Below are 14,438 nucleotides of genomic sequence, written 5' to 3' on the forward strand. Positions count from 1 at the left end.
ACCATAGGCGCTTATGATGGGCCGTGATTGACTTTGGAGGCCATTCGTCTTGACCTTGCAGGCCAGCGTGTCGATGAGCTGGGTGAACACCGTGCTGGCGGCGGCCGAGCGTGCCGGCGTGCCGCGCGAGCGCCTGCTCGCGCAGGCCGGCATCGCCCCGGCGGAGCTGGCGCGCGAGCGCTGGCCCATCGACCACATCACGCGGCTGTGGCGCGCGGCGGTGCACTGCACGCAGGACGCGGGCTTCGGCCTCAAGGCCGGGGCGCTGGTGGGGCCGGGCAGCTTCAACGTGGTGAGCTACCTGCTGCAGTCCGCGCCCAGCCTGCGCGGTGCGATCAGCGTGGTGCAGCAGTACCAACGCCTGATCAGCGACGGCGGGCGCTTCCAGATGATCGCGGGCGCGCGGGCGGGCTGGGTGGTCTACCACCCGCGCCAGGGCGCGCTGGCGTTCAGCCCGCACCAGATCGAGGCGGTGCTGGCGGCGGTGGTGGCGTTCTCGCGCTGGGTCACCGGCCAGGCCGTGCGCCCGCTGCAGGTGCAGTTCAGCCAGCCGCGCGTGGGGCCGCTGGCGGGCTACCGCGAGGCCTTCGCCTGCCCGGTGGCGTTCGAGCAGGCGTTCAGCGGCGTGCTGCTGGACAACGCGCTGCTGGATGCGCCCCTGCCCCAGGCCGACGCGCAACTGGCGCGCCTGCATCACCAGTACGCGGCGCAGCGCCTGGCGGTGCTGCACGAGGGCGGCGCGCTGGCGCAGGAGCTGCGCGCCTGGATCGCCGCAGCGCTGCTGGGCCGCGTGCCCACGCGCGCCGAGGCCGCGCAGGCGCTGGGCCTGAGCGAGCGCACGCTGGCGCGGCGCATGCGGGCGCAGCGGCTGAGCTTCTCGGCGCTGCTGGACGCCGTGCGGCGCGAGGCCGCGCTGCAGGCGGTGGCGGAGAGAGGCCGCCCCCTGGCCGAGATCGGCCAGGCGCTGGGCTATGCCGAGCCCAGCGTGTTCTGGCGCGCCTTCAGGCGCTGGACCGGGCAGACGCCCGCACAGTGGCGCGGCGCTGCAGTCCATTAGATTCTGATAGCTAAAGGCGCTTGCAGGACGAGGGTCGATGGCGTATCTGCACCTCGTCCGCCATCGGTGGCCAAGCTGTGCATGGTCATTGCATGGGCAGCAGCAGTTCCAGGCCATCGAGCCAGCGCGTGAACACCGTGCCCGCCGCCGCGGGCAGGCGCGCCTGCAGCGCCCGGGCCTCGGCGCGCAGGGTGCGCGGATCGACGCCCGCCTGGGCCAGTTCGCAGGCATGGCCGACCAGCCAGCGCTCGATGGCGCGCGGATCGGCCTCCAGATGGCATTGCAGGCCGAGTACCTGGGGTCCCAAGGCGAAGCCCTGGTGCGGGCAGGTGGCGGTGCCCGCCAGGCACTGGGCGCCGGGCGGAATGCCGAACTGGTCGCCATGCCAGTGCAGCACGGGCACGCCGTCCAGCGCGGCGAGCGGGGAATCGCGCCCCGCCGCCGTCAGCGCGAGGGGCGCGAAGCCGATCTCCTTCACCCCCATGGGGGCGACCGGCGCGCCGAGCGCGCGGGCGATCAGCTGGGCGCCCAGGCAGATGCCCAGCAGCGGCTGCTGGCGGTGCAGGCGTTGCTGTATCAGCGCCAGTTCGTCGGCGAGGAAGGGGTAGGCGGCTTCGTCGAACGCGCCGATGGGCCCGCCCAGCACGACCAGCAGGTCGGCGTCGGCCAGGTGCGGCGCGTGCAGGTCTTCGGTGGGCGCGTCCACGTAGCGCACGGTATAGCCCCGGGACTGGAGCAGCGGCTCCAGCGTACCCAGGTCTTCGAAATGCAGGTGGCGGATGGCGATGGCGGTGTGGGTCATGGTGGGGTTTCCTCGCAGGAACTGGGCCAGTAGTGGCCGTCGGGCAGCGCCCGCGCGCCGAAGAGCGCCTGGCCCACGCGCACGACGGTAGCGCCTTCCTCGATGGCGATTTCAAAGTCGCCCGACATGCCCATCGACAGCTCCTCCAGCGTGATGCCCGCAGGCGCCTCTTGGCGCAGCCGGTCGCGCAGCGTGCGCAGCAGCACGAAGCAGCGGCGCACGCGCGCGGCGTCGCTGGAGAACAGCGCCAGCGTCATCAGCCCGCGCACGCGCAGCGCCGGGAAGGCGGGCAGGGCGCGCAGGAAGGCCGCCACTTCCCTGGGCAGCAGGCCGTACTTGCTGGCTTCGCCCGAGGTGTTGACCTGCACGAACACATCCAGCGCGCGGCCCTCGGCCTGCAGGCGCCGCTCCAGCGCCTCGGCCACGCGCAGGCTGTCGAGCGCCTGGAACTCGCTGGCGAAGCGCGCCACCAGCCTGGCCTTGTTGGTCTGCAGGTGGCCGATGACCGACCAGCGCAGACCGGGCAGGTCCTGCGTGGCCTGCCATTTGCCGAGGGCCTCCTGCGGCTTGTTCTCGCCCAGCAGGCGGCAGCCCGCCGCGTGGGCCAGGCGCACGCGGGCCTCGGGCTGGGTCTTGCTCACGGGCAACAGGCGCACGCTGGCCGGGTCGCGCCCGGCGCGCTGGCAGGCGGCGGCGATGCGTGCCTGCACGGTGGCGAGGTGGCGCTGGAAGTCCTGCAGCGTCGCGGCCTGCGGGTAGCGGCCGTGCTGGTCGTGGCGGGTGGCTGTCATGACACGGCTCCTTTACCGGCAAGGGCGGGCCGTGGCAGGCGGCCATGCAGCACCGCGTGGGCCGCGAGCCCGACCACCAGGCCCCAGAAGGCGCCGCCGATGCCCAGCAGCGTGATGTTGGCGGCGGCGGCCAGGAAGGTGATCAGGGCCGACTCGCGCGCCTTCGCGTCGGCCAGGGCCGTGGCCAGGCTGGTGCCGATGGTGCCCAGCAGCGCCAGCCCCGCCAGCATGGTGATGAAGGTGGCCGGCAGCGCCATGAAGACCGCCGCCAGCGTGACGCCGAATACGCCCACGAGGATGTAGCACACGCCTGCCGCGATGCCGGCGACCCAGCGCTTGGAAGGGTCCTCGTGCGCCTCGCGCCCGGTGCAGATGGCGGCGGTGATGGCCGCGAGGTTGAAGGCGTGCGCACCGAACGGCGCCATCAGCAGCGAGCCCAGCCCGGTCACGGCGACGATGGGGCTGGCGCTGGTGGCGTAGCCGTCGCCGCGCAGCACCAGCATGCCGGGCATGTACTGGCCGCTGAGCGTGATGAGGAACAGCGGCAGCGCCACGCTGAGCAGGGCATTGAGCGAGAACGCGGGCATCGTGAACACCGGTGCCGCGAGCTGCAGGCGCAGGCTGGACAGGTCCACCCGCCCCTGCACCAGCAGAAAGCCCAGGCCCAGCAGCAGGATGCCCACCACCGCCCAGCGCGCCGCCACGCGCCGCAGCAGCACGTAGGCCAGCACCAGCAGCCCGGCCAGCAGCGGGTCGACGCCCATGCCACCGAAGGCGCGGATGCCGAACTGCAGCAGGATGCCCGCCAGCAGCCCGGCCGCGACGCCGGGCGGAATCCAGCGGATCACGCGGTCGAACCCGCCCGACAGGCCCAGCGCCACGAAGGCCGCGGCCGACACCAGGTAGGCGCCCACGGCTTCGGCATAGGGCGTGGTGGCCAGCGCGGTGACGAGGAACGCCGCCGCCGGCGTGGACCACGCGGTGATGACCGGCGCGCGCGTCATCCAGCTCAGCAGTACGCCCGTGACCCCTACGCCGACGGAAATCGACCACACCCACGAGGCCGTCAGCTCCGGCCCCAGGCCGGCCACCTGGGCGGCCTGGAACACCAGGATGAACGTGCCGCCGTAGTTGACGATGACCGAGACCAGCCCGGCCACGATGGGGTGGACCAGATCGCGCGGGCGCAGAGGGGAGGGGGGTGCGTGCTGCATGGGTCGTGAGGGGAACCAGTGGAAGCCGCTTTTGTATTCCTAAAATGGCCTGAAGCATCCATCCACTTTTTCCAGGAAGATCCGGCCAATTGTTCAAGCACGCCCAACTCGAATCGGTGAAGGCCTGGCTGGGCGACCCCGCCCACGGCGCGCTGCCGCTGCATGCGCGCGTGCAGCGCGCGTTACGGCAGTTGATCCTGGAAGGCGCGCTCGGCGGCGGCCAGCCCTTGCCCGCCTCGCGCGCGCTGGCGCGTTCGCTGGGTGTATCGCGCGACACGGTGGAGGCGGCCTACGGCCAACTGCATGCCGAAGGCTTCATCGAGCGGCGAGTGGGCAGCGGCAGTTTCGTTTCGCCGCGCGCGCAGCGCCTGGGCGCGCAGGCACGGCGGCCCGCTGCGCCGGCGGGAGCCCCGCGCCTGAGCCAGCGCGGCGAGGCGCTGTACCGGGGCGGCGGCGTGCGCGACTTCCTCGTGCCGCGCCCGTTCGCGCCCGGCGTCCCCGACACGCGCGCTTTTCCCCTCGCCACCTGGGAGCGCCTGCAGCGCCAGGTCCTCAAGGAGCATGGCGCGCGCGCCCTGCTGCACAGCCCGCCGCAAGGCATGGAGCCACTGCGCCGCGCGATTGCCGACTACGTGAACCTGGAGCGCGGCGCACGCGCCACGCCCGAGCGTGTGCTGGTGCTCACCAGCTCGCAGCAGGCGCTGGCCCTGTGCGCCACGGTGCTGCTCGACGCGGGTGAGCGCATCTGCGTGGAAGACCCACTCTACCAAGGCGCGCGCCGCGCCTTCGAGGCGGCGGGCCTGGCCTGCGTGCCCGTGCCGGTGGATGGCGGCGGCATGCAGGTGCAGCACCTGGACGGTGCGGCCTCCCCGGCGCGCGCCGTGTACCTCACCCCTTCGCACCAGTACCCCACCGGCGCCACGCTGGCGCTGGAGCGCCGCCTGGCCGTGGTGGACTGGGCGCAGCGCCACCAGGCCTGGATCATCGAGGACGACTACGACAGCGAATTCCACTACGCCGGCAAGCCCACGGCCTGCGTGCAGGGGCTGGACGCGCACGAACGCACGCTTTACATCGGTACCTTCAGCAAGTCGCTGTTCCCGGGCCTGCGCATAGGCTACCTGGTGCTGCCGCCGCAGCTCGTGGCGCCCATGGCGGTGGCGCGCACGCTGCTGGACGGGCACAGCGCACCCATTGCCCAGCTCACGCTGGCGCGCTTCATCGAGGGCGGGCACTTCGGCGCCCACGTGCGCGCCATGCGTGGCCTGTACGCCGCGCGGCGCGACGTGCTGGCGCGGCTGGTGCGCGAGCATCTGGCCGCCTGGGTGCAGCCGCGCGTGCCCGCGGGCGGCATGCAGATGCCCTGCGTCTTCACCTGCGACCTGCCCGAGCGCGCCGCCGTCGATGCGGCGCGCCGCGCGGGCATCGACCTGCAGGGGCTGTCGGCGCTGTATGCCGCCGAGCCGGCAGAGGCCGGGTTCCTCATGGGCTTCGCGGCCTATGCGCCGCAGGAGATGGAGACCGCCGTCAAGGCGCTGGCCGGGGTGCTGCGGCGTCTGTGAATTTGAACTCGGCTTCCTGCCTGGTTATCCGACGAATGCAAAACCGTATCAGGCACAAGGAGGCGCCCTCGTTCAAGCGCGGGCGGCTGGCGCACGCATCGGCGCGAGCCGTTCCCGCAGCACGAAGCGCATGGCGAAGAGCCGGTGCGGCCTTGCAGCCACCGCCGCGGTGGCTACCGCGATGCGTCGTTCGCCGTGGCGCCATCGTCGCTGGCCAGTGCGTCTGCCGCCTTGCCGACGCCTTTGCCGACGATCCTGGCACCGCCGATGGCGGCATCGGCGGCCAGGCCCACGGCCGATGCCGTGACGCTGACGGCGGTGCCGGCGACGCTGACCACCGTGCAGCCGGGCAACTGCAGCAGCATGGCGCAGGAGCCCATGGGCAGAAGGTAGCGGCGCATGTCAGGAGCCGCGGGGTCAGTGGATGCGCATGCCCGGCTGCGCGCCGGGGAAGGGCTCCAGCACGTAGATGCCGGGGTGGGCCTTCTCGTCGGCATGGCTGGCGGCGAGCACCATGCCCTCGGACACGCCGAACTTCATCTTGCGCGGTGCCAGGTTGGCCACCACCACGGTGAGCTTGCCTTCGAGCTGCTCGGGCTTGTACATGCTGGCGACGCCGCTGAACACGTTGCGCGTCCTGCCCTCGCCCACGTCCAGCGTGAGCTGCAGCAGCTTGGTCGAGCCTTCGACGGCCTTGCACTCGACGATCTTCGCGATGCGCAGGTCGATTTTGGCGAAGTCGTCGATGGTGATGGTCGGCGCGATGGCCTCGCCGCCAGGCAGGATCGCTTCCTCGGCGGCGGGCGCGGGCAGCGCGAACAGGGCGTCGAGCTGCCTGTCCTCCACGCGCTGCATCAGGTGCTGGTACTGGCCGATCTGGTGGCCGGCGCCCAGCGGGCGGTCGACGCCATCGAACTGCTCGGGCGGCACGATGAGGAAGGCCGCCACGTCGGCCGCCACCTGGGGCAGGATGGGCTTCAGGTAGATGGTCAGGATGCGGAAGGCCTCGATGCAGGTGCTGCACACGTCCTGCAGGCGCGCCTCCATGCCCTCCTTCTTGGCCAGCTCCCAGGGCTTGTTGGCGTCCACGTAGGCGTTCACGCGGTCGCACAGCAGCATGGTCTCGCGCACGGCGCGGGCCGTGTCGCGGGCCTCGTAGGCGGCAACGATGGCGTCCTTGTGCGCGCGCAGCTGCGCCAGCAGGGCCTGGCCGTCTTCGCTCACCGTGCCCAGCTTGCCGCCGAAGCGCTTGGTGATGAAGCCCGCGGCGCGGCTGGCGATGTTCACGTACTTGCCGATCAGGTCGGCGTTGACGCGGGCCATGAAGTCCTCGGGGTTGAAGTCGATGTCCTCGTTGCGGCCGTTGAGCTTGGCGCCCAGGTAGTAGCGCAGCCACTCGGGGTTCATGCCCAGGCTCAGGTACTTGAGCGGGTCGAGGCCCGTGCCGCGGCTCTTGCTCATCTTCTCGCCGTTGTTCACGGTCATGAAGCCGTGCACGCAGATCTTCGTCGGCGTCTTGCGGCCGCTGAACTTGAGCATGGCGGGCCAGAACAGGGTGTGAAAGGTGATGATGTCCTTGCCGATGAAGTGGTACTGCTCAAGCGCGGGGTCGGCCATGTAGGCCGCGTAGTCCTGGCCGCGCCTGGCCAGCAGGTTCTTCAGCGAGGCGAGGTAGCCGATGGGCGCGTCCAGCCAGACGTAGAAGTACTTGCCCGGCGCGTCGGGGATCTCGATGCCGAAGTAGGGCGCGTCGCGCGAGATGTCCCAGTCGTCCAGGCCGCTGCTGGTGCTGCCGTCGGGGTTGGTGCGGGTGCCGAACCATTCCTTGATCTTGGCCGCGACTTCGGGCTGCACATGCACGCCGTCCTGCGTCCATTCCTTGAGAAACTCGACGCAGCGCGGGTCCGAGAGCTTGAAGAAGAAATGTTCCGAGGTCTTGAGCTGCGGCTTGGCGCCCGAGAGCGCGGAGTAGGGGTTGATGAGTTCGGTGGGCGCATACACGGCGCCGCAGACCTCGCAGTTGTCGCCGTACTGGTCCTTGGCGTGGCAGCGCGGGCATTCGCCCTTGATGAAGCGGTCGGGCAGGAACATGTTCTTCTCGGGGTCGAAGAACTGCTCGATGGTGCGCGTCTCGATCAGGCCGTTGGCCTTCAAGTCAAGGTAGATCTGCTGCGCGAGCGCGTGGTTCTCGGGCGCATCGGTGCTGTGCCAGTTGTCGAAGGCGATGTGAAAGCCGTCCAGGTACTGCTTGCGCCCGGCCGCGATGTCGGCCACGAACTGCTGCGGCGTCTTGCCGGCCTTCTCGGCGGCGATCATGATGGGCGCGCCATGCGCGTCGTCGGCGCCGACGAAGTCGACCGCGTTGCCCTGCATGCGCTGGGCCCGCACCCAGGTGTCGGCCTGGATGTATTCCATGATGTGGCCGATGTGGAAGTTGCCGTTGGCATACGGCAGGGCGGTGGTGACGAAGATCTTGCGTGCGGTCATCGGGGTGGCTCTCCAGCCCGCCCCGGGGCTTCGGGGCGGAACCCGCGATTCTAGAGTGCACGGCACATTCCAGAGCGCGTCAGTAGCAGGGCAGGCGCACCGGGTTGCCGCGGTCGTGCCAGCCGAAGAAGGCGCAGATCTCGCTGCGCCGCGCCAGCGTGTCGCTGCGGCCCAGGGCCATGAGCGCGCGCGTGTAGCCGCGCTCGAACAGCAGGTAGCTGGCCAGGGCGCCGTCGCTGCCGTCCCGCCCGTCGGCCTGCACGCCCAGGGCGCTCAGCAGGGCGCGGATGGTGCGCGGCAGGTCGCACACGTGGCGCGCGGCCACCTCGTCCAGGCTTTGCGAGGGCACGAGCACCAGCAGCTCCAGCGGGCGCAGGGGGCTCCTGCTGCGCTCCTCGGGCGTCAGCAGGGACAGGATCCGGTTGACGTGCCCGACATGCTCTATGTCCGTCGCCAGCGCGTCCAGGAAGATGTTGGACAGCGCGTGGCCCGCGACCACCGCCAGAGGGGGGTAGGGCTGCCGCGTGCCGGCGGCGCAGGGCGGGGGCGGCTCGTAGGAGCGGCTCGTGCCCACCACCATCAGCCGCTGCGCGCCCAGGTGGATGGCGGGCGCCAGCGGCGCGGTCTGGCGCATGGAGCCGTCGCCGAAATACTCCATGTGCCCGTCGATGGACAGGGGCGCGGCCGGGAACACCAGGGGAATGGCCGACGAGGCCAGCAGGTGGGTGTGCGTGATGGGCCCGCGCGCGGACTTGCGCAGCGAGTGCGCCCAGGGCCGCTGGGCGTCGCCTGCGTCGAAGAAGGCCACGTGCTGGCCCGAGTTGTAGCTGGACGCCGTGACGGCCAGCGCGCGCAGGTGGCCGGTGCGGATCAGGTGCGGCACGCGCTGCAGCGGCACGAGCTGCGTGAGCAGCTGTGCCAGCGGCGCGTTGTTGAGCAGCGAGTGCGGGTGCGTGCGGCGCCAGCGCGTGAGCGCCCAGCCCAGCGACAGCAGCGTGAGCCAGCGCGCGCCCTGGCGCATGACGTTCAGCCAGTCGGCGTGGTAGATCTGCCCGGCATGGAAGCTGGCCCACACGCGGGCGATGCGGCGCACGGTGTGGTCGAACTGGTCCGCCCCGCAGGCCAGGGCGGCGGCGTTGATGGCGCCGGCCGAGGTGCCGGTGAGGATGGCGAACGGCGCCGGCCCGCGGCGCTCGCCGCAGGCCGCGCGCACGGCGGCGATGGCCTGCAGCACGCCCACCTGGTACGCCGCCCGGGCGCCGCCGCCGGTGAGCACCAGCGCCGTGTCGGCATGGGGTGATGCGGCGGCGGGGGGGGCCATGGCGGCGGCGTGGTCTGCGTCGTGCTACGTGTCTTTCGCCCCGGCCTTGAGCAGCAGGGCGGCCAGCGCGTCGCCTTCGAGCAGGACCAAGCCATTGTCGCGTGCGAAGCTGCGCGCATTCTCGCTCACCGTGCCCGACAGCGCCACGTACACGCCGGCGCGCGCGCCTTCGCGCTGCACCGCGGCCTGCAGCTCGCGCAGCGGCTCCACGCCGTGGCTGGCAGCCTTCCAGCGGCGCGCGGCCACGAGGACGGTCTTGCCGTCCTTGGTGATGCGCAGGTCGCTGCTGCGCCCGTCCGTGCGCTGCACCTGCTGGCCCTCGGCGCGCCAGGCACGCTCCAGGCTGTCGGCGAACTCGCGCCAGGGCATGGCGCCCGCTGCCTGCAGCGCGGCCTGCACGCGCGCAGCGCCGGGCGCGCGCCACTGGCGCCAGGCGGCGATGCAGCCCACGACGGCAATCGGCACCGCTCCGACGGCGGCAAACGGGGCGATGTGGGCCGGCAGCAGCGCGCCGCAGGCCAGGACGATGGCGGCGGCAATGGCAAAGCTGACCCACCAGGGCGAGCGCAGCAGGATCGCGAAGCCCGAGTTGGGGGCCATCTTCAGTTTCACGGGAGATTCCTCGAGGGGTGGTTTTCTTGTGAGGGCGAGCCTAACTGAGCTTTTTTGCGTGGGGCTATTCTTTTCGGGCGTGGCTGGCCAGGATGTGCGTCTGTTTAGCCAAAATTAAAAAGAATAGCTTCAACCGCCCGCCCAGTAAGCGCTGGAGGCCAATTTGACCAAAAATCACCTCAGCGCCAGCACCGCCCGCGCCACCCCCGCGATGCCCTCGGGCGACAGGCTGGGTGCACCCACCCGCCTGCGCGCCTCCCAGTGCGTGAAGTTGCGCGCATGCGAGCGGCCATAGTGCGGGTCGTAGTGCAGGCGCATCAGTTCCTCGAACAGGGGCGCGAGCTGGCCCGTGTGCGCCCAGGCCTGCCAGCGCTGCACGGTCTCCTTGCTGTGCAGCTCCACCAGGACGCCCAGGCGCTGGGCCAGGGCCTCGGGGTCGTCGCCCAGGTAGGCGTAGTCGCGCAGCAGATAGGACAGGCGCTCTTCGGGCCCGGCCTCGATCTCGATGCAGGCGGCGGCGCGCAGGCGCTGCACCAGCGGCACGGGCACGGACAGGCGGCCGATGCGCGCGCTCTCGCCCTCCACATACAGGGGGCGCGACAGGTCCAGCGTCTCCAGCACGGTGGCGATCTGCGTCTCGAAGTTCTTCTGCGAGGGCTGGGCCACGCCGGGCAGGGCGCCGAGCAGCGAGCCTTTGTGGCGCGCGCAATGCTCCAGGTCCAGCACCTGCGCGCCCTGGGCAGCCAACTGCTGCAGCACGCGCGTCTTGGCGCTGCCCGTGGCGCCGACGAGCACGCGCAGATCGGCCTGCGGCACCAGCGCCTCGATTTGGTCCATTACATGGCGGCGAAAGGCCTTGTAGCCGCCCGCGAGCTGCTGCGCGTCCCAGCCCACTAGGCGCAGCCACTGCACCATGGAGCCGCTGCGCATGCCGCCGCGCCAGCAATAGACCAGCGGGCGCCAGCCCTGGGGCTTGTCGGCGAAGCGCTCGCGCAGGTGGCGCGCGAGGTTTGCGGCAACAAAAGCCCCGCCCACGCGCCGCGCCTCGAACGCGCCCTGCTGCACGTAGAGGGTGCCGACGATGGCGCGCTCCTCGTCGTCGAGCACCGGGCAGTTGATGGCGCCGGGGATGTGGTCCTCGGCGAACTCGGCGGGCGAGCGCGCGTCGATGATGGTGTCGAAGGCGTGGCGGTCTGCGGGGCGTATGGGGCGGTGGTGGGACACGGGCGGGCGGTGAATCTGGGATGATGCGGCGGTTTTTCCCTCATTGTCCGTTACCGCCATGAACGCCAGCCCCGCTCCCGACTCGCCCCGTCTCACCTCGCTGTCGCACGGCGGCGGCTGCGGCTGCAAGATCGCGCCGGGCGTGCTGTCGCAGATCCTGCAGCAAGGCGGCGCGGGCGCAGTCATGCCGCCCGAGCTGCTGGTGGGCATAGAGACGGCGGACGATGCGGCCGTCTACCGCCTGAACGACAGCCAGGCGCTGGTGGCTACCACCGACTTCTTCATGCCCATCGTGGACGACCCGTACGAGTTCGGCCGCATCGCCGCCACGAACGCCCTGAGCGACGTGTACGCCATGGGCGGCAGGCCCATCATGGCGCTGGCGCTGGTGGCCATGCCGGTGAGCCGGCTGCCGCTGGACGTGATCGGCGCCATCATCCGCGGCGGGCAGGACGTGTGCCGCGCCGCGGGCATACCCATCGCGGGGGGGCACACCATCGACTCGGTCGAGCCCATCTACGGTCTTGTCGCCATGGGCCTGGTGCACCCCGACCGCGTGCGCCGCAACGCGGGCGCTCGGCCCGGCGACGTGCTGGTGCTGGGCAAGCCGCTGGGCGTGGGCGTGTACTCGGCGGCGCTCAAGAAGGAGCAGCTGGGCGATGCGCACTACCGCGAGATGATCGCCAGCACCACGCTTCTCAACACCCCCGGCCCGCTGCTGGCCGCGCTGCCCGGCGTACACGCCATCACCGACGTGACGGGCTTCGGCCTGGCCGGCCATGCGCTGGAGATGGCGCGCGGCGCGGGCGTGACGGTCGCCGTCGATTGGGCGCGCGTGCCGCTGCTGCCCGGCGTGGCCGAGCTCGCCGCTGCGGGTTTCGTGACCGGCGCCAGCGGCCGCAACTGGGCGGGCTACGGCGCCGACGTGGTGCTGGCGCATGGCCTGCCGGCCACGGCCCAGGCGCTCGCGACCGACCCGCAGACCTCGGGCGGCCTGCTCGTGGCCTGCGCGCCGGGCAGCGTAGACGAGGTGCTGGCGGTGTTCGCGCGCGAGGGCTTCGCGCGGGCCGCGGTCATCGGCGGCGTGCAGGCCGGGCCTGCGCGGTTGGAGCTGCGTTGAGCGCCCTGCCGGCGGCGCCCGCGCCGCAGCCCGCCGCGCCGGCGGGGCAGGGCGGGCTGCGCGACCTGTCGCCGGCCTACTTCGGCCTGGTCATGGCCACGGGCATCGTGTCCCTGGCCGCGGACATGCAGGGCTGGCCGCTGCTGGCGCGCGCGCTGCTGACCCTCAATGCCGTGCAGTACGTGGCGCTGTGGGGCCTGTACCTGCTGCGCGCCTGGCGCTACCCGCGGCGTTTTTTTGGCGACATGGTGGACCATGCGCGCGGGGCCGGCTACTTCACCATGGTGGCGGCCACGGGCATCATGGCCAGCCAGTGCATCGTGCTGCTGGGCGACGTGGCCCTGGGCTTCGCGCTGTGGGCGCTGGCGGCGCTGCTGTGGGTGTTGCTCACTTACACCATCTTCACGGCCTTCACCATCCGCCCCGACAAGCCCACGCTGGACCGCGGCATCAGCGGCGCCTGGCTGCTGGCCGTGGTGTCCACGCAGGCGCTGGCCGTTTCCAGCGCCCTGCTGGCCGCGCGCATCGGCCAGCCGCTGCGGCTGGAGCTCAACCTGCTGGCGTTGTCCATGTGGCTGTGGGGCGGCATGCTCTACATCTGGATGATGGCGCTGATCTTCTACCGCTACCTGTTCTTCCGCTTCTCGCCCAGCGACCTGTCGCCGCCGTACTGGATCAACATGGGGGCCATGGCCATCTCCACGCTGGCTGGCTCGCTCTTGATACTGAACGCGCCGCAGGCGCCCTTCCTGGTGTCGCTGCTGCCGTTCCTCAAGGGATTCACGGTGTTCTACTGGGCCTCGGGCACCTGGTGGATTCCCATGCTGGTGCTGCTGGGCATCTGGCGCCATGGCGTGCGCCGTTTTCCGCTGCGCTACGACCCGCTGTACTGGGGCGCGGTGTTCCCGCTGGGCATGTACGCGGCCTGCACCTGGCAGATGGACAAGGCCATGGAATTCGGCTTCCTGGACGCGCTGCCCCGGCTGTTCTTCCCCGTGGCGCTGCTGGCCTGGCTGCTGGCCTTCGCCGGCATGCTGCGCAGCGTGGCACGCCAGGCGCGCGGGCTATAGGCACAGGGGCGGGAGTGCCAAGGCCGCTTCGCTAGACTCTGCCATTCCTCAGCGAACAACATAGCCATGGCACTTACAGAGCAGGATCTGCTGGCGGCGCTCGCCAGCGTCCAGGACCCCCACACGGGCAAGGATTTCGTGGGCACGCGCGCCGTGCGCAACGTGCGGATCGACGGCGGCGACGTCGCCTTCGACGTGGAGCTGGGCTATCCGGCCAAGAGCCTGGTGCCGGTGCTGCGCGAGCAGTTCGCCGCCGCGGCCAGGCGCGTGGCGGGCGTGCGCAACGTGTCGGTCAACATCTCGACCAAGGTCGCGGCGCACGCCGTGCAGCGCGGCGTGCAGCTGCTGCCGCAGGTCAGGAACATCATCGCCGTGGCCTCGGGCAAGGGCGGCGTGGGCAAGAGCACCACGGCCGCCAACCTGGCCCTGGCCCTGGCGGCGGAGGGCGCGCGCGTGGGCGTGCTGGACGCCGACATCTACGGCCCCAGCCAGCCCATGATGCTGGGCATCAACCGCCGCCCCGAGAGCCTGGACGGCAAGAACATGGAGCCGCTGGAGAACTACGGCGTGCAGGTCATGTCCATCGGCTTCCTCGTGGACCAGGACGAGGCCATGATCTGGCGCGGCCCCATGGCCACGCAGGCGCTGGAGCAGCTCCTGCGCCAGACCAACTGGAAGGACCTGGACTATCTTCTGGTCGACATGCCGCCGGGCACGGGCGATATCCAGCTCACGCTGTCCCAGCGCGTGCCCATGACCGGCGCCGTCATCGTCACCACGCCGCAGGACATCGCGCTGCTCGACGCCAGGAAGGGCATCAAGATGTTCGAGAAGGTGGGCGTGCCCATCCTGGGCATCGTGGAGAACATGGCCGTGCACGTGTGCAGCAACTGCGGCCACGTGGAGCACATCTTCGGCGCCGACGGCGGCAGGAAGATGGCGCAGGAGTACGGCATGGACTACCTGGGCGCGCTGCCGCTGGACATGCAGATCCGCCTGCAGGCCGACAGTGGCAAGCCCACCGTGGTGGCCGACCCCGACGGCGAGGTGGCGCTGATCTACAAGAAGGTCGCGCGCGACATGGCCGTGAAGATCGCGCAGAAGTCCAAGGATTTCTCGTCTAAGTTCCCCACCATCTCTATCAGCAAGAGCACCTGAGACGGTGTGAGCGGAGACCG

General features: G+C 71.1%; 13 protein-coding genes. 5 read left to right on the forward strand and 8 right to left on the reverse strand.

The genetic code is table 11. The features are described from left to right. Positions 1-49 precede the first annotated feature (49 nt). Positions 50-1,057, forward strand: a complete 1,008-nt coding sequence (locus ALIDE2_RS05115) for an AraC family transcriptional regulator (protein WP_013721547.1) — start codon at positions 50-52, stop codon at positions 1,055-1,057. An 85-nt stretch (positions 1,058-1,142) separates the two neighbouring features. Here the strand turns inward: ALIDE2_RS05115 and ALIDE2_RS05120 are convergent, their stop codons facing one another. The 3 genes from ALIDE2_RS05120 to ALIDE2_RS05130 are packed head-to-tail and all read right to left on the reverse strand — an operon-like array spanning position 1,143 to position 3,864. Next, the gene (locus ALIDE2_RS05120) at positions 1,143-1,859 is read right to left on the reverse strand and encodes a glutamine amidotransferase (RefSeq protein WP_013520211.1); all 717 of its coding nucleotides are present in this window, start codon (positions 1,857-1,859) and stop codon (positions 1,143-1,145) included. Then, a complete protein-coding gene (locus ALIDE2_RS05125) occupies positions 1,856-2,650 on the reverse strand; it encodes a YggS family pyridoxal phosphate-dependent enzyme (RefSeq protein ID WP_013721548.1) in 795 nt (264 codons plus the stop codon). The genes ALIDE2_RS05120 and ALIDE2_RS05125 overlap by 4 nt, the downstream gene beginning before the upstream one ends. Then, a complete protein-coding gene (locus ALIDE2_RS05130) occupies positions 2,647-3,864 on the reverse strand; it encodes a benzoate/H(+) symporter BenE family transporter (protein ID WP_013721549.1) in 1,218 nt (405 codons plus the stop codon). The genes ALIDE2_RS05125 and ALIDE2_RS05130 overlap by 4 nt, the downstream gene beginning before the upstream one ends. An 89-nt stretch (positions 3,865-3,953) precedes the next feature. On the opposite strand from ALIDE2_RS05130, the gene pdxR reads away from it, so the two are divergent. Further along, the gene (gene pdxR / locus ALIDE2_RS05135; RefSeq protein ID WP_013520208.1) at positions 3,954-5,426 is read left to right on the forward strand and encodes a MocR-like pyridoxine biosynthesis transcription factor PdxR; all 1,473 of its coding nucleotides are present in this window, start codon (positions 3,954-3,956) and stop codon (positions 5,424-5,426) included. A gap of 173 nt (positions 5,427-5,599) precedes the next feature. Here pdxR and ALIDE2_RS05140 read toward each other — a convergent pair whose 3' ends face one another. From ALIDE2_RS05140 to mnmH, 5 genes are all read right to left on the reverse strand, one after another. Next, positions 5,600-5,827 carry a hypothetical protein gene (locus ALIDE2_RS05140; RefSeq protein WP_013520207.1) on the reverse strand — a complete coding sequence of 76 codons (228 nt, stop codon included), beginning with the start codon at positions 5,825-5,827 and terminating at the stop codon, positions 5,600-5,602. Between the two features lie 16 nt (positions 5,828-5,843). Further along, positions 5,844-7,913 carry a methionine--tRNA ligase gene (gene metG / locus ALIDE2_RS05145; protein WP_013520206.1) on the reverse strand — a complete coding sequence of 690 codons (2,070 nt, stop codon included), beginning with the start codon at positions 7,911-7,913 and terminating at the stop codon, positions 5,844-5,846. Between the two features lie 79 nt (positions 7,914-7,992). After that, positions 7,993-9,234, reverse strand: coding sequence for a patatin-like phospholipase family protein (locus ALIDE2_RS05150; protein WP_013520205.1), 1,242 nt, complete (start codon positions 9,232-9,234; stop codon positions 7,993-7,995). Positions 9,235-9,258: 24 nt separating this feature from the next. Further along, complete coding sequence (locus tag ALIDE2_RS05155; protein ID WP_013520204.1) at positions 9,259-9,834, reverse strand: restriction endonuclease; 576 nt, start codon at positions 9,832-9,834, stop codon at positions 9,259-9,261. A 186-nt stretch (positions 9,835-10,020) separates the two neighbouring features. Next, positions 10,021-11,070 (reverse strand): tRNA 2-selenouridine(34) synthase MnmH, encoded by a 1,050-nt coding sequence (gene mnmH / locus ALIDE2_RS05160; protein WP_013520203.1) that lies wholly within the window; start codon positions 11,068-11,070, stop codon positions 10,021-10,023. A 58-nt stretch (positions 11,071-11,128) separates the two neighbouring features. Here mnmH and selD point away from each other — a divergent pair, with 58 nt between their 5' ends. From selD to apbC, 3 genes are all read left to right on the forward strand, one after another. Continuing rightward, positions 11,129-12,190 (forward strand): selenide, water dikinase SelD, encoded by a 1,062-nt coding sequence (selD, locus tag ALIDE2_RS05165; RefSeq protein WP_013721550.1) that lies wholly within the window; start codon positions 11,129-11,131, stop codon positions 12,188-12,190. Then, positions 12,187-13,260: a tellurite resistance/C4-dicarboxylate transporter family protein gene (locus tag ALIDE2_RS05170; RefSeq protein ID WP_013520201.1), complete on the forward strand. Its 1,074-nt coding sequence runs from the start codon at positions 12,187-12,189 to the stop codon at positions 13,258-13,260. Before selD ends, ALIDE2_RS05170 begins: the two co-directional genes overlap by 4 nt. Before the next feature lie 66 nt (positions 13,261-13,326). Further along, entirely contained in the window at positions 13,327-14,418 is a 1,092-nt protein-coding gene (apbC, locus tag ALIDE2_RS05175) for an iron-sulfur cluster carrier protein ApbC (RefSeq protein WP_013721551.1), read from the forward strand. Positions 14,419-14,438 lie beyond the last annotated feature (20 nt).

Source organism: Alicycliphilus denitrificans K601 (assembly GCF_000204645.1).
In the GTDB taxonomy this organism is placed as follows: domain Bacteria; phylum Pseudomonadota; class Gammaproteobacteria; order Burkholderiales; family Burkholderiaceae_C; genus Alicycliphilus; species Alicycliphilus denitrificans.